This is a genomic window from Streptomyces montanus, from assembly GCF_005786655.1.
Taxonomy (GTDB): Bacteria; Actinomycetota; Actinomycetes; order Streptomycetales; family Streptomycetaceae; genus Streptomyces; species Streptomyces sporangiiformans.
The window spans coordinates 32,266-53,818 of sequence record NZ_VBZC01000025.1; the positions used below are offsets into that span (position 1 = coordinate 32,266).

20 protein-coding genes, 1 tRNA gene and 1 pseudogene are annotated in these 21,553 nt (G+C 67.4%); 9 read left to right on the forward strand and 13 right to left on the reverse strand.

Annotated elements, in window-relative coordinates:
• A pseudogene (locus tag FE633_RS47845) lies at window positions 1–181 on the reverse strand (hypothetical protein); the annotation flags it as partial.
• Between the two features lie 207 nt (window positions 182–388).
• On the opposite strand from FE633_RS47845, the gene FE633_RS22875 reads away from it, so the two are divergent.
• Window positions 389–1,063: a Crp/Fnr family transcriptional regulator gene (locus FE633_RS22875; RefSeq protein ID WP_016642758.1), complete on the forward strand. Its 675-nt coding sequence runs from the start codon at window positions 389–391 to the stop codon at window positions 1,061–1,063.
• A gap of 119 nt (window positions 1,064–1,182) precedes the next feature.
• The gene (locus FE633_RS22880) at window positions 1,183–2,001 is read left to right on the forward strand and encodes a nucleotidyltransferase domain-containing protein (RefSeq protein ID WP_138047026.1); all 819 of its coding nucleotides are present in this window, start codon (window positions 1,183–1,185) and stop codon (window positions 1,999–2,001) included.
• Between the two features lie 59 nt (window positions 2,002–2,060).
• Here FE633_RS22880 and FE633_RS22885 read toward each other — a convergent pair whose 3' ends face one another.
• The 4 genes from FE633_RS22885 to sp36 form a co-directional block, all read right to left on the reverse strand.
• Window positions 2,061–2,900 carry an MBL fold metallo-hydrolase gene (locus FE633_RS22885; protein ID WP_138047027.1) on the reverse strand — a complete coding sequence of 280 codons (840 nt, stop codon included), beginning with the start codon at window positions 2,898–2,900 and terminating at the stop codon, window positions 2,061–2,063.
• Window positions 2,897–3,766: an NUDIX hydrolase gene (locus FE633_RS22890; RefSeq protein ID WP_138047028.1), complete on the reverse strand. Its 870-nt coding sequence runs from the start codon at window positions 3,764–3,766 to the stop codon at window positions 2,897–2,899. Before FE633_RS22890 ends, FE633_RS22885 begins: the two co-directional genes overlap by 4 nt.
• A 76-nt stretch (window positions 3,767–3,842) precedes the next feature.
• On the reverse strand, window positions 3,843–4,310 hold the full coding sequence (locus FE633_RS22895; RefSeq protein WP_119101526.1) for a RidA family protein: 468 nt from the start codon (window positions 4,308–4,310) through the stop codon (window positions 3,843–3,845).
• A complete protein-coding gene (gene sp36, locus FE633_RS22900) occupies window positions 4,307–4,468 on the reverse strand; it encodes a Sp36 family protein (RefSeq protein WP_003975360.1) in 162 nt (53 codons plus the stop codon). Before sp36 ends, FE633_RS22895 begins: the two co-directional genes overlap by 4 nt.
• 72 nt (window positions 4,469–4,540) lie before the next feature.
• Here sp36 and bagA point away from each other — a divergent pair, with 72 nt between their 5' ends.
• A complete protein-coding gene (bagA, locus tag FE633_RS22905; RefSeq protein WP_138047029.1) occupies window positions 4,541–5,518 on the forward strand; it encodes an ATPase BagA in 978 nt (325 codons plus the stop codon).
• Window positions 5,515–6,879, forward strand: coding sequence for an ATPase BagB (gene bagB / locus FE633_RS22910; RefSeq protein ID WP_138047030.1), 1,365 nt, complete (start codon window positions 5,515–5,517; stop codon window positions 6,877–6,879). The genes bagA and bagB overlap by 4 nt, the downstream gene beginning before the upstream one ends.
• 246 nt (window positions 6,880–7,125) lie before the next feature.
• Here the strand turns inward: bagB and wblA are convergent, their stop codons facing one another.
• Window positions 7,126–7,464, reverse strand: a complete 339-nt coding sequence (wblA, locus tag FE633_RS22915; protein WP_059133594.1) for a transcriptional regulator WblA — start codon at window positions 7,462–7,464, stop codon at window positions 7,126–7,128.
• A 408-nt stretch (window positions 7,465–7,872) separates the two neighbouring features.
• On the opposite strand from wblA, the gene FE633_RS22925 reads away from it, so the two are divergent.
• The gene (locus FE633_RS22925) at window positions 7,873–10,134 is read left to right on the forward strand and encodes a transglycosylase domain-containing protein (protein WP_138047031.1); all 2,262 of its coding nucleotides are present in this window, start codon (window positions 7,873–7,875) and stop codon (window positions 10,132–10,134) included.
• 85 nt (window positions 10,135–10,219) lie between these two features.
• Here the strand turns inward: FE633_RS22925 and FE633_RS22930 are convergent, their stop codons facing one another.
• Window positions 10,220–10,684: a GatB/YqeY domain-containing protein gene (locus FE633_RS22930; protein ID WP_138047032.1), complete on the reverse strand. Its 465-nt coding sequence runs from the start codon at window positions 10,682–10,684 to the stop codon at window positions 10,220–10,222.
• Between the two features lie 119 nt (window positions 10,685–10,803).
• Between FE633_RS22930 and FE633_RS22935 the strand changes: the two genes are divergently transcribed.
• Both FE633_RS22935 and FE633_RS22940 read left to right on the forward strand, forming a co-directional pair.
• Window positions 10,804–11,730 (forward strand): metallophosphoesterase, encoded by a 927-nt coding sequence (locus tag FE633_RS22935; RefSeq protein WP_138047033.1) that lies wholly within the window; start codon window positions 10,804–10,806, stop codon window positions 11,728–11,730.
• Window positions 11,731–11,869: 139 nt separating this feature from the next.
• Window positions 11,870–11,943: transfer RNA gene (locus tag FE633_RS22940), tRNA-Pro, on the forward strand.
• Between the two features lie 350 nt (window positions 11,944–12,293).
• Here FE633_RS22940 and FE633_RS22945 read toward each other — a convergent pair.
• The 5 genes from FE633_RS22945 to FE633_RS22980 all read right to left on the reverse strand — a co-directional run bounded on the left by FE633_RS22945 (window position 12,294) and on the right by FE633_RS22980 (window position 18,677).
• Window positions 12,294–13,367: a hypothetical protein gene (locus tag FE633_RS22945; RefSeq protein ID WP_138047034.1), complete on the reverse strand. Its 1,074-nt coding sequence runs from the start codon at window positions 13,365–13,367 to the stop codon at window positions 12,294–12,296.
• A 1,215-nt stretch (window positions 13,368–14,582) separates the two neighbouring features.
• On the reverse strand, window positions 14,583–15,422 hold the full coding sequence (locus FE633_RS22955; RefSeq protein WP_138047035.1) for a PE-PGRS family protein: 840 nt from the start codon (window positions 15,420–15,422) through the stop codon (window positions 14,583–14,585).
• Window positions 15,423–16,018: 596 nt separating this feature from the next.
• Window positions 16,019–16,213, reverse strand: a complete 195-nt coding sequence (locus FE633_RS22965) for a hypothetical protein (protein ID WP_138047036.1) — start codon at window positions 16,211–16,213, stop codon at window positions 16,019–16,021.
• An 892-nt stretch (window positions 16,214–17,105) separates the two neighbouring features.
• Window positions 17,106–17,663 (reverse strand): Eco29kI family restriction endonuclease, encoded by a 558-nt coding sequence (locus tag FE633_RS22975; protein WP_212747264.1) that lies wholly within the window; start codon window positions 17,661–17,663, stop codon window positions 17,106–17,108.
• Between the two features lie 174 nt (window positions 17,664–17,837).
• Window positions 17,838–18,677 carry an Eco29kI family restriction endonuclease gene (locus FE633_RS22980; RefSeq protein WP_138047038.1) on the reverse strand — a complete coding sequence of 280 codons (840 nt, stop codon included), beginning with the start codon at window positions 18,675–18,677 and terminating at the stop codon, window positions 17,838–17,840.
• Window positions 18,678–18,795: 118 nt separating this feature from the next.
• On the opposite strand from FE633_RS22980, the gene FE633_RS22985 reads away from it, so the two are divergent.
• Both FE633_RS22985 and FE633_RS48585 read left to right on the forward strand, forming a co-directional pair.
• Window positions 18,796–20,130 (forward strand): DNA cytosine methyltransferase, encoded by a 1,335-nt coding sequence (locus FE633_RS22985; protein WP_138047039.1) that lies wholly within the window; start codon window positions 18,796–18,798, stop codon window positions 20,128–20,130.
• A gap of 4 nt (window positions 20,131–20,134) precedes the next feature.
• Window positions 20,135–20,932 carry a very short patch repair endonuclease gene (locus tag FE633_RS48585; RefSeq protein WP_246113776.1) on the forward strand — a complete coding sequence of 266 codons (798 nt, stop codon included), beginning with the start codon at window positions 20,135–20,137 and terminating at the stop codon, window positions 20,930–20,932.
• Here FE633_RS48585 and FE633_RS49525 read toward each other — a convergent pair.
• Window positions 20,913–21,104 (reverse strand): AbrB/MazE/SpoVT family DNA-binding domain-containing protein, encoded by a 192-nt coding sequence (locus tag FE633_RS49525; RefSeq protein ID WP_342791202.1) that lies wholly within the window; start codon window positions 21,102–21,104, stop codon window positions 20,913–20,915. The genes FE633_RS48585 and FE633_RS49525 overlap by 20 nt on opposite strands.
• Between the last annotated feature and the right edge of the window lie 449 nt (window positions 21,105–21,553).

Here is a 21,553-nt window from a genome sequence, read left to right on the forward strand (position 1 = left end):
CCTTCTTCGAGGTTGTCGCCGCCTTCTTGGCGGGCATAGTCACCTTCTTCACCGGCGATGAATTTGCCGCTTTTGTCGTTTTATCTGTTCCGTCGGGACTGTGTTCGCCCACAGCGGAATCGCGACGTACAACCACCCGCCCAGCCCCCTTGGCCTGTGCTCTCACCGGCGATTTGGACACCCGGCCAGCCTAAAGCCCGCCACCGACATCCGCCCCGGCCCTCGAAGATCAGCCCCCAATTGGCCCCCTGCCTCACTGCTCGGCCCGCCGGTGCGGCAGACTTGTGACTGATCACACTGTTTGGACCGTCCGGCAAGATGGGAAGCACGGTCCCCTGGTACCACGGGGGAGCCACATCCCCTGAGCAGGTCGACAAGGAGAGAACTCGTGGACGACGTTCTGCGGCGCGCCCCGCTCTTCGCGGCGCTCGATGACGAGCAGGCCGCGGAGCTCCGCGCCTCCATGAGTGAGGTGACCCTCGCACGCGGCGACGCGCTTTTCCACGAGGGTGACCCGGGTGACCGCCTGTACGTGGTCACCGAAGGAAAGGTCAAGCTTCACCGCACGTCCCCCGACGGCCGCGAGAACATGCTGGCCGTCCTCGGCCCCGGCGAGCTCATCGGTGAGCTGTCGCTGTTCGACCCGGGTCCGCGCACGGCGACCGCCAGCGCGCTGACCGAGGTCAAGCTGCTGGGCCTGGGCCACGGCGACCTCCAGCCGTGGCTGAACGCGCGCCCCGAGGTGGCCGCAGCCCTGCTGCGCGCCGTCGCGCGGCGCCTGCGCAAGACCAACGACCAGATGTCCGACCTGGTCTTCTCCGACGTTCCGGGCCGCGTGGCCCGCGCGCTCCTGGACCTCTCGCGCCGCTTCGGCGTGCAGTCCGAGGAGGGCATCCACGTCGTGCACGACCTCACCCAGGAAGAGCTGGCCCAGCTGGTCGGCGCCTCCCGGGAGACGGTCAACAAGGCACTCGCCGACTTCGCGGGCCGCGGCTGGCTCCGTCTGGAGGCCCGCGCGGTGATCCTGCTGGACGTGGAGCGGCTGGCGAAGCGCTCGCGCTAGCCACGGCGTCTCATACGCGTCTGAAGGGCCCTGCCACACGGCGGGGCCCTTCTCGTATCGCACTGGTGCGCTCCGCGAAAAGACCTGACGCCGTTCCGCCGCCGATGCACAGTGGTCCCATGCAGAACCAGGGCCTGGACAGCCAGGGCTACATCGAGCGCGAGGGTTCCCTCGGCCGGATACCACGGGCGTTCCGGCCGGTCGTGGCGACGGCCCGCGACCGAGTGCTGGACGTGTTCGGGGCGCGGCTGCACAGCGCGTACCTCTACGGTTCGATCCCGCGCGGCACCGCACGCGTGGGACGCAGTGACCTCGATCTGCTGCTCGCTCTGCGCGAGGAGCCCACGGATGCGGACCGGGCGGACGCGCGCACGATCGAGGAGGCGCTCGACAAGGAGTTCCCGCAGATCGACGGGGCCGGAGTGCTGCTGGTCAGCAGGGCCGGCGCGCTGAGCGAGCTGGAGAGGTACGACCTCGGGTGGTTCGTCGCCTGCCTGTGTACGCCGCTGGCGGGCGAGGATCTCGCCGAGTACCTGCCGCGCTACCGGCCCGACTCTCTCCTCGCCCGGGAGACGAACGGCGATCTCGCGCTCTTCCTGTCCCGCTGGCGCGAGCGCATCGCCGAGGTCACGGCCGGGGCGGGCGACTCGGACGAGGCCGCGCGGCCGCTGGTGCGCTCCGCGTCCCGCCACCTCGTCCGCACCGGCTTCACACTCGTCATGCCCCGCTGGAAGGGCTGGACCAGCGATCTCCACGAGATGGCCGAGGTGTTCGGGCGGTACTACCCGGAGCGGGCGGCCGAATTGCGGGCGACGGCGGTCGCGGCGTACGAGCCCACGGGGGGTCTCGCCGTCCTGCGGTCGTACGTGGACGACCTCGGTCCGTGGCTCGCCGAGGAGTACGCGCGCGTGCACGGCGTCAAGGAACCGCGCCCCTAGGAAGACCTCGGGCGGTCCTCGGGCGACTCTCAGGCGGTTCTCAAGCGGTCCTCGGGTGGTCAGGCGTCCTCGATGAGCCCGTGCTCCCGCAGATAGTCCAGCTGCGCCCGCACCGACAGCTCGGCCGCCGGCCACAGGGAGCGGTCGACATCGGCGTACACATGCGCCACGACCTCGCCGGGTGACCGGTGGCCTTGCTCGACCGCCGTCTCGACCTGGGCGAGGCGGTGGGCGCGGTGGGCGAGGTAGAACTCGACGGCACCCTGGGCGTCCTCCAGGACGGGCCCGTGGCCCGGCAGCACCGTGTGCACCCCGTCGTCGACCGTCAGGGACCTGAGCCGCCGCAGGGAGTCCAGATAGTCACCGAGGCGACCGTCGGGGTGCGCGACGACCGTGGTGCCCCGGCCCAGGATCGTGTCGCCGGTCAGGACGGCCCGGTCGGCGGGCAGATGGAAGCAGAGCGAGTCGGCGGTGTGGCCGGGGGTCGGCACGACACGCAGTTCCAGGCCGCCCGTCCTGATCACGTCGCCGGCCGCCAGGCCCTCGTCGCCGAGCTGCAGCGCCGGGTCGAGCGCCCGCACCTTCGTCCCCGTCAGCTCCGCGAACCGTGCCGCGCCCTCGGCATGGTCGGGGTGCCCGTGTGTCAGCAGGGTCAGCGCGACCCGCTTGCCGGCCTTCTCGGCGGCGTCGACGACATGGCTCAGGTGTACGTCGTCCAGGGGCCCCGGGTCGATCACCACCGCCAGCTCGGAGTCCGGCTCGGCCACGATCCAGGTGTTCGTGCCGTCGAGGGTCATCGCGGACGCGTTGGGCGCGAGGACGTTCACGGCACGTTCGGTTGCGGGGCCGGAGAGGACCGCGCCTCGCGGCTGGCCGGGAAGGGCTGTCGCGTCCGTCATGCGGGGGCTCCACCGTTGGGGATGTGCTTGGTGAACTCGTCGTGTCCGGGCCAGGTGAGCACCAGCTCGCCGTCTTCCAGACGGGCCTGGGCCAGAACGGGGGCCAGGTCACGGCCGGGCGCCGCGGCGAGGGCTTCGTCGGCGGTGGCGTACGAGCGGAGTTGGCGCAGGGTCGCGATGGTGGGCGGCATCATCAGCAGGTCGCCCTTGTCGTACGCGTCCGCCGCGTCCCCGGGGGAGATCCAGACCGTACGGTCGGCCTCCGTGGAGGCGTTGCGGGTGCGCTGGCCCTCGGGGAGGGCGGCCACGAAGAACCACGTGTCGTAGCGGCGCGGCTCGAACTCCGGGGTGATCCAGCGGGTCCAGGCCCCCAGGAGGTCGGATCGCAGCACGAGCCCCCGGCGGCCCAGGAACTCGGCGAAGGAGACGTCCCGGGAGACCAGTGCCGCGCGGTCCGCTTCCCAGTCGTCGCCCGTGGTGTCGCCGACCACGGTGTCCGGGGTGGCGCCGGCGAGCAGCACGCCCGCCTCCTCGTACGTCTCGCGCACCGCCGCGCAGACGATCGCCTGGGCGGAGGTTTCGTCGACGCCGAGCCGGGACGCCCACCACGCGCGCGTGGGGCCGGTCCAGCGGATCTGCCGGTCGTCGTCCCTGGGGTCGACGCCGCCCCCGGGATACGCGTACGCGCCTCCGGCGAAGGCCATGGAGGCGCGTCTGCGCAGCATGTGGACGGCGGTGGCGCCGCCGGTGTCCTTGAGCAGCATGACGGTGGCCGCCCGCTTGGGGGTGACCGGTGTGAGCCTGCCCTCGGCGAGCGCACGGATCCGCTCGGGCCACTCCGGTGGGTACCACTGCCCATTCGCCATGGGCGGAGGCTATCCCGTAGTCAGCTGATGTTCGAGAGGCAACAATCGGCTGCTCCGGGGGTGGGCCCGGAACCGCCTACGCCTCCGTCAGCTCCACCTGGATCTCGACCTCGACGGGCGCGTCCAGCGGGAGCACGGCCACGCCGACCGCGCTGCGCGCGTGGACACCCTTGTCGCCCAGGGCGGCGCCCAGCAGTTCGCTCGCGCCGTTCACCACGGCGGGCTGGCCCGTGAAGTCGGTGGCCGAGGCCACGAAGCCGACGACCTTCACTACGCGCGCGATGCGGTCGAGGTCGCCCGCGACCGACTTGACCGCGGCCAGAGCGTTCAGAGCGCACGTCGCCGCGAGCTCCTTGGCCTGCTCCGGCGCGACCTCCGCGCCCACCTTGCCGGTGACCGGCAGCTTGCCGTCCACCATGGGGAGCTGGCCGGAGGTGTAGACGTACACCCCGGACTGCACGGCAGGTTGATACGCGGCCAGCGGCGGCACGACCTCGGGCAAGGTCAGTCCGAGTTCGGCCAACTTGGCCTCGACCGCGCTCACGCCTGCTTCTCCCGCTTCAGATAGGCCACCAGCTGCTCGGGGTTGTTCGGCCCGGGCACGACCTGGACGAGCTCCCAGCCGTCCTCGCCCCAGGTGTCCAGAATCTGCTTCGTGGCATGGACGAGCAGCGGCACGGTTGCGTATTCCCACTTGGTCATACGGCCGACTGTAGCCGCTGTTATCCACAGCCTCCCGCGTAGCCCGGGCACAGACTGGTTAGGCTCGAAGATGTGAGCAGGCTCCAGGTCGTCAGCGGCAAGGGCGGTACCGGTAAGACGACGGTCGCCGCGGCCCTCGCGCTCGCCCTCGCGACCGAGGGGAAGCGCGCCCTCCTCGTCGAGGTCGAGGGCAGGCAAGGCATCGCGCAGCTCTTCGAGACGGAGGCGCTGCCCTATGAGGAGCGGAAGATCGCGGTCGCTCCCGGGGGCGGGGAGGTGTTCGCCCTCGCCATCGACCCCGAGTTGGCACTCCTCGACTACCTCCAGATGTTCTACAAACTGGGAGGTGCCGGACGTGCCTTGAAGAAGCTCGGCGCCATCGACTTCGCGACCACGATCGCGCCCGGCCTCAGGGACGTACTCCTGACGGGCAAGGCCTGCGAGGCGGTTCGCCGGAAGGACAAGCGCGGGCGGTTCGTATACGACTACGTCGTCATGGACGCCCCGCCGACCGGCCGCATCGCCCGCTTCCTGAATGTGAACGACGAAGTGGCCGGGCTCGCCAAGATCGGTCCGATACACAATCAGGCGCAGGCGGTCATGCGGGTCCTCAAGTCACCGGAGACGGCTGTGCACTTGGTGACGCTCCTGGAGGAGATGCCCGTCCAGGAGACGGTGGACGGCATCGCCGAGCTGCGCGCCGCGAGGCTGCCGGTGGGGCGGCTCATCGTGAACATGGTGCGGCCCGCGATCCTCGACGAGGCCGACCTGGACCTCACGCGTGACGCGTCGCGTGCGGCCATCGCCAAGTCGCTGTCCGCGGCCGGACTCGGCGGCGCGCGCCGCGGCGGGGGCGCGGAGCGGCTGGTGGGTCCGCTGCTGACCCAGGCGGACGAATACGCCGAGCGGTACGCGCTGGAGCGCGATCAGCGGGCCGAGCTCCAGGAGCTCGGCCTCCCGCTGCACGAACTCCCGCTCCTCGCCGAGGGAATGGACCTGGCGGGCCTGTACGAACTCGCCACGGAACTGCGTCAGCAAGGGATCTCATGAGCTTGGACCCGGCCCGCATCCTGGACATCGACCCGCTGCTCGACGACCCGAAGACCCGCATCGTGGTGTGCTGCGGCGCGGGCGGCGTCGGCAAGACCACCACGGCGGCGGCCCTCGGACTGCGCGCCGCCGAGCGCGGGCGCAAGGTGGTCGTCCTCACCATCGACCCGGCGCGCCGGCTCGCCCAGTCGATGGGCATCGACGCCCTCGACAACACCCCGCGCCGGGTGAAGGGCATCGACGATTCCTCGGGCGGCGAACTGCACGCGATGATGCTCGACATGAAGCGCACCTTCGACGAGATCGTCGAGGCGCACGCGGACCGCGAGCGGGCGGACGCGATCCTGGGGAACCCCTTCTACCAGTCGCTCTCGGCGGGCTTCGCGGGCACGCAGGAGTACATGGCGATGGAGAAGCTGGGCCAGCTGAGGGCCCGCGACGAATGGGATCTCATCGTCGTCGACACCCCGCCCTCGCGCTCGGCCCTCGACTTCCTGGACGCCCCGAAGCGGCTCGGGTCCTTCCTGGACGGCAGGCTGATCCGGCTGCTGACCGCGCCGGCGAAGCTGGGCGGCCGCGCCGGGATGAAGTTCCTGAACGTCGGGATGTCGATGATGACGGGCACCTTGGGGAAGCTTCTCGGCGGGCAACTGCTCAAGGACGTCCAGACGTTCGTGGCCGCGATGGACACCACCTTCGGTGGCTTCCGTACGCGTGCGGACGCCACGTACAAGCTCCTCCAGGCGCCCGGCACGGCGTTCCTGGTGGTGGCGGCCCCGGAGCGGGACGCGCTGCGCGAGGCCGCGTACTTCGTGGAGCGCCTGGCCGCCGAGGACATGCCGCTCGCGGGTCTGGTCCTGAACCGGGTCCACGGCAGCGGCGCCGCTCAGCTGTCCGCCGAGCGGGCGCTCGCCGCCGCGGAGAACCTCGCTCTCGCCGCGGCTCCGTCCGCCGCGGAAAATCTTGCGGAAGCCCGCATTGTGGATCAGGAGGACGGGAAAGCTGGACTTCGTAACTCTCCCGACACGTATGGCAGTTCAGAATCTCCCGCTTCCCAGCCCGCCGTTCCCGAGGCTCCCGCACCCGACGCAGGCTCCCCCGCCGCGGACCGGATCAACGCCGAAGGGGCCGGGGCGGCCCGAACCATCGACCAACTCACCGCAGACCTGCTGAGGCTGCACGCCGAGCGCATGCAGCTGCTCTCCCGCGAGCAGCGCACGCGTGACCGCTTCGCCGCGCTCCACCCCGAGGTGGCTGTGACCGAAGTGGCCGCGCTGCCCGGAGATGTGCATGACCTCGTGGGGCTGCGGGACATCGGCGACCGGCTCGCGGCCGACGAGTCGCCGACCCGAGCTGAGTGAGCCTCCTGGGGCCGCGATGGGCCCCCACTGCGTGTGCCGCGTGCCGCGTACGGCCGTGTGGTGCCGCATACGGGCCACTCGGGCCCTGGTCACATACGAGCTGCACGGTGTGTGCAGCGCGTGTCGCATACGCCCTGTACTACGACTGACCTGTACGGCTGTACGGCCTGTACCGCTTGAGCGGCTTTGTACGCCTTGCGCGGCTTTGTACGGCGTGACCGCGGCAGGCGGTCAGCCGGCAGGCGGTCAGCCCACCGCCGCGTAGTTCTCGTACACCTCTTCCTCGTCGAGGGGCAGCAGTCCCGCCCCCCGCTCGTACTCAGTACGCGCGGTTTCGAGCAGCCTGCGCCAAGAGGTGACAGTGGGCCGCCTGCGCAGCAGTGCGCGGCGCTCCCGCTCGGTCATCCCTCCCCACACGCCGAACTCGACGCGATTGTCGAGCGCGTCGGCCAGGCACTCCGTGCGTACCGGACATCCGGTGCACACCGCCTTGGCCCTGTTCTGCGCTGCTCCTTGAACGAACAGTTCATCCGGATCGGTAGTGCGACAGGCCGCCTGCGCACTCCAGTCGGTTACCCAGCCCATACCGGCGCCGTCCTCTCCCGAATCGAGGCTCCCCCACGGCGGCAGCGGCATATTCACCGCCGCCAGTTGAGGACGTTACGGAAGGTGGGCACAGTCAACCAGCCCCTTCGGGCCCAATCTTGAATGGCCCGAATGGACTATGGGTACGCGGCAGATCACCCAACGGAGTGACCTGAGGACATACATAACCTTCCTGGCGAACCAGGACAGTTGAGCCGCGTCACAACGGGCGCCAGGTGACACATAAGGCGGATTCGGACACGCGGCCGAGAAAAAAGTTTCGGCACGACCGAAACGATTCGGGGTCGCCGGACGTATTGATACGTGGTCCTACTGCTGTGACAGTTGAGAGCAGCTTAGGCCAAGGCCTATACGCGTGTCCGGAGAATGAGAACGTAGGCTGCCCTCATGGCAAACAAGCGCTCGGGTGGGGGTCTGTCGCCGACTCAGCAGGCCGCCAAGTTCCTAGGGGTCAGCGTGCTCGCAGGAGCCGTCATGGCAGGCATCGCCCTGCCCGCGGCCGGCGCGCTCGGCCTGGCGGCCAAGGGTTCGGTCGAGGGTTTCGACGAGATCCCCGCCAATCTCAAGCGGCCGCCGCTCAGCCAGCGCACCACGATCCTGGACAACCAGGGCGGCCAGATCGCCACGGTCTACTCACGCGACCGCACGGTGGTCGACCTCAAGGACATCTCGCCGTACATGCAGAAGGCGATCGTCGCGATCGAGGACGCCCGGTTCTACGAGCACGGTGCGGTGGACCTCAAGGGCATCCTGCGCGCCCTCAACAAGAACGCGCAGAGCGGCGGAGTGACCCAGGGCGCGTCCACGCTGACGCAGCAGCTGGTGAAGAACGTCGCCGTGGAGGAAGCCGGTGACGACCCGACGAAGGTCGCCCAGGCCACGCAGCAGACCATCGGCCGCAAGATCCGCGAGCTGAAGTACGCCATTCAGCTCGAGGAGGAGTTCGGCAAGAAGCAGATCCTCGAGAACTACCTGAACATCACGTTCTTCGGGCAGCAGGCCTACGGCGTCGAGGCCGCGTCCCAGCGCTACTTCTCCAAGTCCGCCAAGGATCTGAAGCTGGAGGAAGCAGCGCTGCTCGCGGGTGTCGTCCAGTCACCGACCCGCTACGACCCGATCAACGACGAGACGGAAGCCACCAAACGGCGCAACATCGTGCTGCAGCGCATGGCCGACGTCCACGACATCTCCCAGGCGGAGGCCGACAAGGCCAAGGAGCAACCGCTCCGCCTGAAGGTGAGCAAGCCCAAGAACGGCTGCATCACGGCGGTCAAGGGCTCCGCGTTCTTCTGTGACTACGTGCGCGAAGTGGTGCTCACCGACCCGGTCTTCGGCAAGACCAAGGCGGCCCGGGCCAAGGTCTGGAACCAGGGCGGTCTCACGATCCGTACGACACTCGACCCGCAGTCGCAGAAGTCGATACAGGATTCGATCAAGACGCACGTCAGGAAGTCGGACAAGGTCGCCACGGCCGCGACGCTGGTCGAGCCGGGCACCGGCAAGATCCTCGGGATGGGCCAGTCGAAGGCGTACGGCTACGGCAAGAACCAGACCGAGTACAACTACTCGGTCAACGCGGCCATGGGCGGCTCGAACTTCGGCTTCCCGACCGGTTCGACCTTCAAGCCCTTCCTGGCCTCGGCCGCCCTCGAGCAGGGCAAGCCGGCGACTCAGTCGTATCCGGCGCCGTACGAGATGCCGTATCCGGACTCGGTGCAGACCTGCAACGGGAAGGCGTGGCGGAACTCGGGGAACGCCAAGGTCGAGAACGAGGACGAGTCGGAGGTCGGCCCGTACCGGCTGAAGCAGGCCATGGAGAAGTCGGTCAACACCTACTTCGTGGAGATGCTCGAGGACATCGGCATGTGCCCGGTGTCCAAGATCCTCGACAAGATGGGCGTGGTGCAGGGCAACGGCACCAAGCTCCCCATCGTGCCGTCCTCCCTCACCCTGGGCTCCACCGGCATCTCACCGCTGACGATGGCGAACGCGTACGCGACCTTCGCCAACCGCGGCACGTACTGCACGCCGGTCGCCATCGAGTCGATCAAGCAGCGGGTCGGCGGCGAGACGAAGTCGCTGAGGGTGCCGAAGTCGACCTGCAGGCGAGCGATGTCCGAGACGACGGCCGACACCATAAACACACTGCTGAGCGGTGTGGTCGACTCCGGTACCGGTAAGCAGGCCGGCCTCACGGACCGCGCCAACGCGGGTAAGACGGGTACGACCGACGAGCGCAAGAACGCCTGGTTCGTCGGCTACACGCCGAACCTGTCCGGCGCTGTCTGGGTCGGCAGCGCCACCCAGAGCGTCAAGATGACCAACATCACGATCGGCGGCGTCTGGCACGAAAAGGTATACGGCGGCCAGGTGCCCGGCCCGATCTGGAAGGACGCCATGACCGGCGCCCTCGCGGGCAAGCCGTCCCCGGGCTTCAACCTCGTCAACATCCCCGACCTGGACAAGGACAAGGACAAGGACAAGGGCCGCGACCCGGGCGACGGGGACAACAACGGCAACGGCGGGAACGGGAACGGCGGCGACAACGGCGGCTTCCCGTTCCCCGACCCCACCTTCACGATCCCGGACGAATGGACGATCGGCGGGAACGGGAACGGGGGGAACGGGAACGGCGGGCGGTTTCCGTAATCCCTGAGCGGTACGTCGGTGGGGCGCCCCTTGTTGCGAGGGGCGCCCCACTTGCGTATGGAGGTGGTATGGCTGGCTCAGGACCTCAGCCGGCGAGCAGCTTCTTGACCGCGGCGGCGACGCGGCCGCCCTCGGCCTGGCCCGCCACCTTCGGATTCACGATCTTCATGACCTGGCCCATGGCGCGCGGCCCCTCGGCGCCCGCCGCCTTGGCCTCCTCCACAGCCTGGGCGACGATCTGCTGGAGCTCGTCGTCGGACAGCTGCTTGGGCAGGTAGTCGGCGAGGACCTCGCCCTCCGCCTTCTCCCGCTCGGCCGACTCGGCGCGACCGCCCTGTGCGAAGGCCTCGGCCGCCTCACGGCGCTTCTTCGCCTCCTTGGCGATCACCTTCTGCACCTCGTCGTCGGAGAGCTCGCGCTTCTCCTTGCCCGAGACCTCCTCCTTCGTGATCGCGGCGAGGGTCAGCCGGAGCGTCGAGGAGCGGAGCTCATCGCGCCCCTTGATCGCGGCGTTGAGGTCTTCCTGCAGCTTCGACTTGAGCGTGGTCATGGTGTTGATTGTCGCAGGTGTGGGGCGAGGGCCGCCCGTTGATTACGGGCACCCCCTCCGATGGCCTCCGGGCCCCTGCGATGGCTTCAAGGACGCGTGCGGTCTGACACGATGGTCGTATGCGCGCGCGATACGGAGTACCCCTGGGAATCACGGCGGTCGGTGCCGCCGGACTGTTGTACGCGGCGGGCTTCGAGGCCCGCTCCTTCCGCCTCCGGCGGGTGACGGTCCCGGTCCTGCCGGCGGGTATGCGGCCGCTCCGCGTCCTCCAGGTCTCCGACATCCACATGGTGAGCGGCCAGCGCAAGAAACAACGCTGGCTGCGCTCACTGGCCGGGCTGCGCCCCGACTTCGTCATCAACACCGGCGACAACCTGTCCGACCCGGAAGGCGTGCCCGAGGTCCTGGACGCGCTGGGGCCCCTGATGGACTTCCCGGGCGCGTACGTCTTCGGCTCGAACGACTACTACGGACCCACACTCCGCAACCCCGTGCGGTACTTGTTCGAGAAGGCACAGGGGCGACACGGGCTGAACGGAAACCCTCCCGTCGTCGGCGCGATCCACAATCCGTGGGAGGACCTGCGCGACGGGTTCGACTCGGCGGGGTGGCTGAACCTGACGAACGTACGCGGGGCCCTGAAGATCGACGGCGTCGAGATCGAGCTGACCGGCATCGACGACCCGCACATCAAACGGGACCGGTACGCGCAGGTGGCCGGCGGCCCGTCCGCCTCGGCCGACTTCTCCATGGGCCTCGTCCACGCCCCCTACCTGCGCTCGCTCGACGCCTTCACCGCGGACGGCTACCCCCTGATCCTGGCCGGCCACACCCACGGCGGCCAGGTCTGCCTCCCCTTCTACGGCGCCCTCGTCACCAACTGCGATCTGGACACGGACCGGGTGAAGGGCCTGTCCACGCACACGGCGTCCGGACGGACGGCATACCTGCACGTGTCGGCGGGCTGCGGCACGAGCCGCTACACCCCGATCCGCTTCGCGTGCCCCCCGGAGGCGACACTGCTGACGCTCACGCCGCGGGAGTGACTGCACGGGGGACAGCGCTGGGGTGGCGTCGCCGACGCCCCACCACCCGAAAACCGGATTTCGTCTCCGGCCACCGGTGGGCTAAAGTAAACGACGTCGCCAGGCACAGACCACTTCAGTGGCCTGCAAACAGCGACATCGGGGTGTAGCGCAGCTTGGCAGCGCGCTTCGTTCGGGACGAAGAGGTCGTGGGTTCAAATCCCGCCACCCCGACAGTGAAACACCAGGTCAGGCCCGGTGCTGAGAGATCAGCACCGGGCCTGATTTGCGTTGTGCCCCTGTTTTGGGAGCCAACTGGGTGTGATCTTCGGGATCCGGCTCAGGTTGGCTCCCGAGGAATGGCTTTCCGCCTCCTCCTCGAGCGGCGTACGTCTCGCACCCCGAATGAGTCACCAGAGAACCGTCCAGGTGCACCCCAGTAAACCGAACAAGTGATCTATTCTGAAGGGAAAGCTACCCGTTTGCCCAGCCCTGCACCAAGCCTGCGACAGGCCGTCCAAGCAGAGCTGAATGCCCTGCCGGAGCCAGGAGCCCGCAAGCCTGCATACATGCCGCCCAGCGGGCTACTTTTTCTGGTCACGTTCAGGCTTGCGCAGCCTGATGCCTGAGTAGCGGCGTGGTGCGTTCGGGGGGCGAGACCAGTCCCCACGGGCATCCCGGCGTTGCAGCACCTCTTGCACCACTTCGCCGGCGTCCCTGGTGAACCCGTCCGGCGCCAACGCGACGCGATGGCAGGCTAGGTCGCTGCTGTCCTCCGCAAACTCCTGCCACCTGCCGTCGTAGTGGCGTTTTTCAGGTCGAAGCACATCGAGCAACTGGAAGGCGTCGAGTTGCTGATGAGTCTCATATGCCTCTCGCCCGAGCCCGTAGGCCCCTTGCCTCACCGCGCTCGTCACCCGCGTGACAAACACTGATGGATCAGAGGTCGGCGATGCGTCGTACTTCAGAGCATCGAGCCACATGAGCAGCGCGGCGATCTCACTGTTCGTCAGGGCATGCACCCAGCCCTCAGTGAAGAACTCCCGGGGGATCTCCACGAACGGCTCGGCGTCGACCGGCACTGTGTACGGCACCCCGGCCGCTGGCGTGCTCTTCCCGTTCTCGTGCAACAGGTCGAAACCTTGCCGCGCCCGCCCAGGCCCCTTGGTGGGGCGTATCAGGCCGAGCCCCTCCAGCTTCTTCAGGGCCTCCGTGACTTGCCGACGCTTGTTGGTCGCGACCGAGGCACCCTGGATGCCTGGGCCGCGGTATTTGGCGACGGTGGCCATCAAGCCCACCCATGAGTGATCGCTTTGCGGCGTCGGCCCAACCGGGTGCGGGTTCTTCCAGGCTTTGCCCGGCTTCGCAGCGCACTGCGCCGCGAACAACAGCATGAGATGCAGCTTCAGGGCGACACCCTTGGGAGTGATCATGCGAGCCGCCAGCGGCCGGTCCTCCATCGGCAAGGGTTTCCGCTCGTCCTCCACCGACTTGAGTTCGTCGTTCCGAAGGTGCGCGCGCCGCAGGCGGATACCGGCCGGCTGGCGACCTTCCCGCCAGAGGCGCAGCGTCTCAGCGGTTACGGCAGGCAACTCGCCGCGTCGTAGTACCCGTAGCGTCTCTAGCCGAACCTCGACCTTCCCGTCCTTCGGCGGCAACTTTCCCCTCCCCTTTGAGCGCTACGGATTGATCCGTATGTGGGCTAAGTCACTATTTATCCATTTCAAGTTAACTCAGCGCTCATGAGGATCAATCCGTCCGCCAGTCTACCCGACCAGGCGGAAATCCGAGGGGAATCTAGAGGTGAGCGGCAAGGGCCCACGAGGTGTAACGGGCCCACGGCCGCGGACAGTTACGCAGGCGCCAGGGCCACCAGCCTGGAAGCACAGCGCCCTGGTGCCTGCGGTTCCCCAGAAAAGCGAGGAACTTCTACATTGAGCACTGTTGAACGTACCCCAGGACCGGGCGAACAGCACGACCGCCCGACGGCACCGACCGGGTCCACTGAGACCGGCGGAAGCGCGCTGGCCTGGGCTCAGATCGGATTCTCCACCCTCTGCGTTGTGGCTGGCGCGGTGATCGGCCTCACCGCGAACGTACCGCTCGGGATGGCGATCGTCGCCGCTGCCGCTGGATGGCAAATCACGGTACACATCCGTAGGTAACCGGTTCGCCGCGCTACACGTCTGGGCCCGCCGTCCGTGGGCAGCCTGGAAGAGCCTGCTCCCAGACCAGCGAGGTGATCGGGGACGTCAAGCAGGCTGCCGATCGCGTTCGGGAGCAAGCCGTCACGAAGCCAAGCCGGACCGTCCCCGAGTAACGCATATGGGCGCCCCGCGATGTGGGGCGCCCTACGGCCTAGGCGCGGCCTCTGCTGCTCGCCGCCGGCTGTCAGTCCCCTCGTGTCGTGCTGATCCAGCTCCCGGACGCACAAGCCCCGTCGGTCGTACCGTCACAGCACAGACCCACCCGAAACGAGCGGCGGGAGTGGGAGGCGGTCGTCAGTGCGGCTTCGATCAAGGCGGTTCACGCGGTACGGGCCGAGCACTTCGGCACGGCCCTTGAGCAGTGGCGGGCCGCAGGTGAGATCCGGGCGTTCTGTGCCGCGCTGGATGAAGTCGCCGCGGCATCGGAAGACGGCCTCGAAGCTGAGAGGCTGCGCGAGTGGTCGGCTTGGGGGAACACGGAGGCCGATCAGCTCGACCCCACCACGAACGGCAGGGGCCTGGCCGCCCGCGACTTCGACGTGGAGCCGACGAAAAAGCAGCTGCGCCCGTTCCTCGACGGCTGGCACCCGGATCGGCCGGAGAAGGAGAAGCCTCCGGCTCAGCCAACGCCTCCCACACCGGAGCCAGACCCGTGGCGCGGCGTCATCAACGCACATCAGGATCAAGGGTGGCGATATGGACGCCAAGGTCACGCTCAATGGTGGAGGCGATGACGCCGTGACCTCGGTCGCGTAGGGCCTTGACCCCCTTCTCGACCAGTTCCCCAAGCCTGATGACCTCGGCGCGCAGAGCGACCAACTCGTCGTAGCGGTCGGCCTTGTCTTCGCCGCACCACGCCCGGACGGTTCGCAAGACGGCTGCCTCCGCGTCCAGCTTCCGGTCGTCCCGCCGACTGTAGGAGTACCAGGAGGACTGGGCACGCTCCTGCTCGATGCCCTGCTGCTTGCGGTCCACCTCCGGAAGGATCTCGTCGGCGAGGCGGCTGGCCACGTGGCGGGCGATCCGCTCGGTGACTGGCCACCCGGCCAGGCACATGCCATTGCGGTTCTCGTACACCATGGCGTCGCCGCGGAGTTCGGCGACGTCGATGCCGATGAGCGGTGCCGTCTCATCGAGACGGCTCAGCTCCAGAACCCCTGCGTCCGCCACCGTTCGGCGCAGGCGCAGCCTGCTCTTCGGGCGGACGAATCCGAGGATCATGCGGGCGGCCTCGAAATCCGCGCTGCCTCGGACGTGGCGAGAGGACTCCGCCAGTACCAACTCCGCCGCGTCGTCCGCGCGGAACGTACCGGCATCCGCCCACGGTGCAACGAGAGAGCCGGAACTGACCCACTCCTGCAGGCCGGCGGCATCGCCTTCGAGAAACCGCACGTGGATCCAGCCAGACCTGCCAGGGCCGCCCACACGAACGACCTCCACCTGGCGAACCTCGCTACCCAGATCCTTCGGCCTCGCGCGGTATGCCCAGTGTTCGCCAATCTCCATGTGCCTATTGAGCCAGGTCCGTTAGCCCGTCACTGGGCATTCGCCTTAACTGCCAGAGCGAACTGACCACACTCGGTTGACGCTGCCCCAGCGAGGCATCGGTGCTCTACAGGCACACGTGACTCCCTGCGTGCGCACAGGAGTTCGCCGAGTACGCGCACTCGTGAAGTCCAGCTCATCGCCAGGCGGACGTCGAGCGCCGGCTCCCACTGCTCGGTCAGGCCGAGCATGAGGAGCTTGCGCATGCCGGAAGTGCCGTGGGCGCAGCGTGCCGAGATGCCGGCGCGACAGTTGACGTCGATGCTGATCCCGTCCATCAGGGCGATGTTCTAACCGAGTCCAGGCCGGGAACGCCCCTCATCGGCTGGCTGACCTTGGCCGTAGCGATGGCCGAGGAAGCCGGACTGGCTGGTCATGCCGGTTGCGCGGCTTATCCCCGGGCCTGTAGGGCGCGAAAGACGAGGACGTGCACAGGGCAGCGGTGTATGGCCGATGGCCTTAGCAGTGCGGTTGTGCTGATTCAAGCCGTCGCGAAAATCCAGGTCGTAGCCGCATCGTGCGACTGATTCAAGAGCTTTCACTCGCAAAGTCGCAGGTCAGAAGCCGTGAATGAGGACGGCGAACAGCACAGACTGAAGGGGCACCGCGTCCTTGGTGCGCAGGACCTCGAGCAGCGTGGCCGGCGGCGTCCGTATGGACAACCGGCGGCCTTGGGCCAGGGATTCGAGCTCGGCCTTGCTGCCCTCGATGCCCGCATACGACCACACATTGTTGTCCAGGATCACCCTCATGCACCCATGGTGACGGTGCGATCGCGAGTGCGGACACGGGTTTTCCCTCGGACAACGCAGCCGGAGACGGATCGCTCCTGGCGGAAAGAACCTTGCCGGTGATCATCGCGACGGTGCCGGAGGTTGACGGTTAGGGCGTAGACATCCATTTGGTCGCCTCCGTAGGACCCGGCCCACGAAATTGGGCGCGCGCTGCAGGACGGTGCTTTCGCGCCTCATCACGCCACTCCGTCTCCGAGTTGCTCCCCGAAGGAACGGGCCTTGGCAGTGACCCCCATGGCCTATCCCTGGTCGGGCTGCGGCGCCGGAGGTTCAGGGGCAGAGTGTAGGTGGCCGCGCCCTCGCCTTCGCAGGGGCGAAATCGGCAGTGCCCCGCAACGTTGCGGGGCACCGTGGAGCTATCGGAGAGCGACTCCGCGTGCGCGTAGCCAGCTGCGTGCTCCGACCCCACGCCGCCCCGCACGAACCCCAAGTCCGCAATGGCCTGCTCCACCGTCACCCGCTTGGCTAAGGCTGGCCCGAGATGGTCTGGCACCGCTGGACCGGCTGGAACGCCAGTGATCCCCGATGGCGCACTCAGCCGCTCGACACCACGGAGGCACCAGTCACAAAATCCGTGGACCAGGTCGAGCAGTGGATCACCAAGCAACGCGACGCGCTCCAGGCCGACAGGCTCCCCCTGCGCCACGGTTGGACTTCATGATCCGCCTGAACGTTCGAACAGCGCGCGAGACGACCCTCGGATCGCTTACCACGCGAATTGCCTTACGGCCACATCGACTTGAGGCAAGGCCCTCGCTTTCGGGCAGTGCCTCGCATGGCCGCGTGAGCTGCGGTGGTCGGCCCCTGGTCCTGACCTGCCTAACTCAGTGGCACCCGGCAGCGGTCTGGATCACGGGGTGTCAAGGTCCAGGTACGTGTCTGTAGCGGGATGAGGCCACGGCCGTTCGTCATAGTCGCTCACCTGTCGCGCGATGTGAGCCTTGGCCCCCACAACCAGCTTCTCAACATCATGAACGACGCCACCGTGAGTGCGCCGACGCCCATCATGCACCGTGTCCCACTTGCTCTTCTTGCTCTGGCGGGTCGTCGCCCCCTGCTCTTTGCTGCCGAAGCCCGTGAGCTTGCTGTTCCAGACCGGCGTGTACCCGACGCGCAGCGCGTTCTCTCCCAGATCGGCGTGCACGTCAGGCAGCAGGAGGGCCCGGAACCGGAACTCGGCGACCGGCAGGCCGCCTTCCATGATCGAAAGACGGTGTTGCTTGAGCCGGCTATGGAGGGGGTACCGCTCCCGAACCCTCTCCCCGGTGGCGGTGTTACTGGAAAGGGCCTGCCCTGCGTAGACAGGGATTTGCAGGCTGGCGAGCGGGAAGTACAGGTCTTCGCTCGCACCGCGGTAGTACAGGGCGTAGAGCCCGGAGCCCTCGAACCTCGGGATCTCGTGCGTCATAGAGACCAGAGGTTGCCTCTCGAAGGTCTCACAGATGGTGTTCGCGATCTGCTCGGTCGACAGAGGTCGAACCATGTGGGGGTGTACTCGGCGGGCATGGCTTCCTGATCGGTGATCGACCCATTTGCGGGAGGTCCCATTGGGGCGGGCTAAGTTTGACTACTGCGTTCCTGGTCACTCATCGACGTCGAAAAGGTCACCCTGGGTGACCTCCTCGGACAACGCCTCGGGTTCGGTCTCGACTACCTTGCCAGACCGGTAGTACCGCCAAGCACTCTTGTACTCGTTCGGGGAGTCCGAGTACATGATCACGTACCCCATGAGGGCAGCGATCTGCCACGCCTCTGGAAGCACCTCGGACACCAAATGGAACGCCTCGCCGGCGGACAGACCAGCCTGCGGCACAGTCAAGAAGGTCGCCTTCGAGCGCGGCGGCTCGGTGTACCGGAAGTTGTAGGGCAGTCCGTTCTTGAGCGTCTTTAGAAAGGCGCTCAGCGCGATCTTCCCGGGCTCCAGGCCCTCGACGGGACGATCCAGGTCGATCGGGTAGATGACGTCGAAGTGGTTCTTCTTCAGGACCGTGCTGTCACGCTGACGCCCTGGGTCCTTATTGCCGAACCCGTTGTTGTTCCACGGTATGTTGCCCATTTCCTTGTGGTGGCTTATGAGCAGCTGCTCGGGAGCCAGGGCGGAGAAGTCCTCGTCGACGTACAGGCAGGAGAACGTAACGTCGCGGAGGTCGATGTTGCGCCGGCCTGAGAGCTTCCGCAGATGGTTGGCCAGTCGACTGGGCAGGGACTTATCAGCCTTGCCTACGTAGACGAACTTACCGTGGAGATAGAGCTGGTAGACGCCGGGCCGCTCGTCGAGGCTGGCGAGGTACTGCTCGTCGAGTGGGGCACGACCGAGGTCCGTCAGCGCCTGGGCCAGTTGATCACCAAGGGCCTTGGTGATGCTCAGCCGGAAGTCGTCGTGGTAGGTGCCACGGCCGTCCGACCTGGCCGCCTGCGTCATTCTCTTGGGCTCCTTCTGCCGCGTTGATCACCACGGACCCTATGGTCTTGCTCACTTATAGGCGACCCGTTCGAGTGAAAACCCGCCATGATCACAAACTCCGCGGTATGGTTTCCCCATGGTTGACCTGCCTGAAGAAGCAAAGAAGCCGCGGACCAGCGTTGAACTGTTCGCGGGCGGGGGCGGCCTTGCCATGGCGGTCCACCAAGCAGGCTTCCGCCCACTCCTGTTCAACGAGTTCAACAACCGGGCCTGCGAGACGCTCATCGCGAGTGCGCGGAAGACCCTTGGCGTCGACGGCCTGGAGCGCACCGAGGAGAAGAACCCCAAGCCGCCACGGCCGGGGCAGCCCGCCCCCCTCTACCCGGGGGACGTGCGCGACCTAGACCTGAGCGCCTTCGAGGGTAAGGTCGACGTCCTCGCCGGCGGCCCTCCATGCCAGCCGTTCAGCGCCGGTGGGGTCGCCAAGGGCGACGAGGACAAGCGGAATATGTTCCCGGCCATGTTCAAGGCCGTGCGAGAGATGCGACCGAAGGCGGTTATCTGCGAAAACGTCCGCGGACTGCTGCGACCGTCTTTCGAAGAGTACTTCCAATACATCCAGAACGAGCTGCGCCTTCCGTTTGAGAAGCGCGTCGATCGCGACAGGTGGCAGGACCACAACGCCCACCTGACGGACATCCTCAACCAGCTGTCCGATGATGACAGTGACCCGGATCATTACAGGGTTGTGATGGTGCGGGTCAACGCCGCCAACTACGGAGTCCCGCAAGTACGCAACCGCGTCGTGATTGTGGCCTTTCGGGCCGACCTCGGCGTGGACGTCGACGCCTTCGAAAAGTACGTCACGACGGAGAGGTTCTCAGAGGATGCCCTGCACCGATCCATGCGCGACGAGGACGGACCCTACTGGCAGCGCCACCCAGACGTAGAGGACCACGTTCGCGACCGCGTGCGAAAGCACCTCCCCAAGGTGATCAAGGAAGACGACTGCCAGCCGTGGCGCACGTTGCGCGATGCCATCCAGGGCTACGGCACAGACGTGGAGTCCCCGGCGCTGCCCTTTGTCGATCTAGAACGCCTCCACGAGAAGTTCGACTTCGGCCGGGAGATCGACGTCGTCGGTCACATTGGATGGCCTGGAGCCCGCATCTACAAGGGGCACACCCCGAACGAACTCGACCGTCCCGCGAAGACCGTCAAGGCCGGCGTTCATGGCGTGCCGGGTGGTGAGTCCGTGATGCGCCTGGACGAGCGGGTGCCCGACGCCTCGGCGCCGTACCGCTACATGACCGTGCGCGAGACCGCCCGGGTAATGACGTTCCCGGACGAATGGCACGGCTCAGGCCCCCGAGGCGAGCAAATGCGGCAGTTGGGCAACGCTGTTCCGGTGGTCCTCGGTGAGTTCTTCGCCAAGGCCGTCGCCGACGCCCTGTCTACGGCGGGACACTAGAGTCATGCCGCAGACAGGGGTCGGGGGGCACTGGAAGGACAGGCTGCCCCCGGAGCACGCGTATAAGCGCCGAGTCGGCGCGGCCGCGCCGGCGGTTGAGCAAGACCGCGCCGCCGGCGGCCGCAATCGACGCAACGTCGACCTGGGCGACGGGCGCCTCGCACGCGCCTCGATCACGCTCCGCTTGTACCGGAGCACACGGCGCATTCGCGCCTATCTGCGCTGGTCGCAGGACGGCAAGACCGAGGAGAGTTACGTCTGCGAGGTCGAGTTCGACTCGCGCAAACAGAACCTGGCTGAGGCATGGCGACAAGCACGAGCGAAGGGGCTTCTGGCGGAAGAAACACTGCCGCCCGAGTCGACCGCGTCGTCGCTCGAGGTGCGGGCCTCGATGCGCGGAAACCGCAGCAAGAACACCAGGCCGGAGCTGCTGCTCCGCAGCCTGCTCCATCGCCGCGGCATGCGCTACAGGGTCGACACCCGGCCAATCGCCGACGTCCGGCGGAGAGCCGACCTCGTCTTCCCCGGCGACCGCATCGCGGTATTCGTGGACGGCTGCTTCTGGCATGGCTGCCCGGACCACTATCGGCCTTCCACGAAGAACGCGGACTTCTGGCGGGAGAAGATCAACGGCAACAGGGCAAGGGACACGGAGACCAACGACACGCTGGCCGCAGCCGGCTGGACAGTCATCCGCGTTTGGGAGCACGACGACCTCAACCAGGCAGCGACTCGAATCGAGAACGCCGTCCGGCGAAAGCGCGGCTCAGCGCACCTCGTCGCTACAATTGGCGACCACTGATCAGGTCACTGACAGCGTCATCCAAACGGCGCAGGACGACCCTGCCGTCCCCATCACTGTGAGCCAGCAATGTCTCACCGGGGTTAATACCAGCCTCGGCCAAGATGCTCATGGGCAGGGCAACCGTGCCGTCGGCGCCGACGGTGACTTCGGATGGGCTTCGAATCACCACCCCAGTCTTTCATGCGTGGTGGAGGTGGGATCGGGTCAAAGGGGCGCTGCGGCGAGTGAGACAGCTTGCCGTGTGGTCTGAACCGACGCGGGTGCAGACGACTGGGCATGATCGCCCTCGGTAAGGGCCTCAATACGCGGCAACCGAGACAAGGACACGGTGCCGGAGTCGGCCCTCCAGTCGCTGCTGCACGGGCGGGGGAACACGAAGACCCTGAAGCTGCCGCGGAACGCGTCGCAAACCTGGTGCGTGAGAAGACCACGACCGCGACGGCCACGCGCTCCCCTCACCATCCTTGACCGGATCATCCCTGTTCACGAGGGTTCAACACTTTCATCCCCGCCCCGGTAGCCACACGATTCGCCGGGGTTCGCAAACTCCGGCCGGATTGTCAGTGGCCGCCTCTACCCTCGAGATCGAGCGCTCGGCTCATGAGAGTCGGGCGGCTT

Coding starts and splice junctions, on each gene's coding strand:
- FE633_RS22880 (WP_138047026.1), top strand. CDS start 1,183: ATGCAGAACCAGGGCCTGGACAGCCAGGGCTACATCGAGCGCGAGGGT.
- FE633_RS22885 (WP_138047027.1), bottom strand. CDS start 2,900: ATGACGGACGCGACAGCCCTTCCCGGCCAGCCGCGAGGCGCGGTCCTC.
- FE633_RS22890 (WP_138047028.1), bottom strand. CDS start 3,766: ATGGCGAATGGGCAGTGGTACCCACCGGAGTGGCCCGAGCGGATCCGT.
- sp36 (WP_003975360.1), bottom strand. CDS start 4,468: ATGACCAAGTGGGAATACGCAACCGTGCCGCTGCTCGTCCATGCCACG.
- bagB (WP_138047030.1), top strand. CDS start 5,515: ATGAGCTTGGACCCGGCCCGCATCCTGGACATCGACCCGCTGCTCGAC.
- wblA (WP_059133594.1), bottom strand. CDS start 7,464: ATGGGCTGGGTAACCGACTGGAGTGCGCAGGCGGCCTGTCGCACTACC.
- FE633_RS22925 (WP_138047031.1), top strand. CDS start 7,873: ATGGCAAACAAGCGCTCGGGTGGGGGTCTGTCGCCGACTCAGCAGGCC.
- FE633_RS22930 (WP_138047032.1), bottom strand. CDS start 10,684: ATGACCACGCTCAAGTCGAAGCTGCAGGAAGACCTCAACGCCGCGATC.
- FE633_RS22935 (WP_138047033.1), top strand. CDS start 10,804: ATGCGCGCGCGATACGGAGTACCCCTGGGAATCACGGCGGTCGGTGCC.
- FE633_RS22955 (WP_138047035.1), bottom strand. CDS start 15,422: ATGGAGATTGGCGAACACTGGGCATACCGCGCGAGGCCGAAGGATCTG.
- FE633_RS22965 (WP_138047036.1), bottom strand. CDS start 16,213: ATGAGGGTGATCCTGGACAACAATGTGTGGTCGTATGCGGGCATCGAG.
- FE633_RS22975 (WP_212747264.1), bottom strand. CDS start 17,663: ATGACGCACGAGATCCCGAGGTTCGAGGGCTCCGGGCTCTACGCCCTG.
- FE633_RS22980 (WP_138047038.1), bottom strand. CDS start 18,677: ATGACGCAGGCGGCCAGGTCGGACGGCCGTGGCACCTACCACGACGAC.
- FE633_RS22985 (WP_138047039.1), top strand. CDS start 18,796: ATGGTTGACCTGCCTGAAGAAGCAAAGAAGCCGCGGACCAGCGTTGAA.
- FE633_RS48585 (WP_246113776.1), top strand. CDS start 20,135: ATGCCGCAGACAGGGGTCGGGGGGCACTGGAAGGACAGGCTGCCCCCG.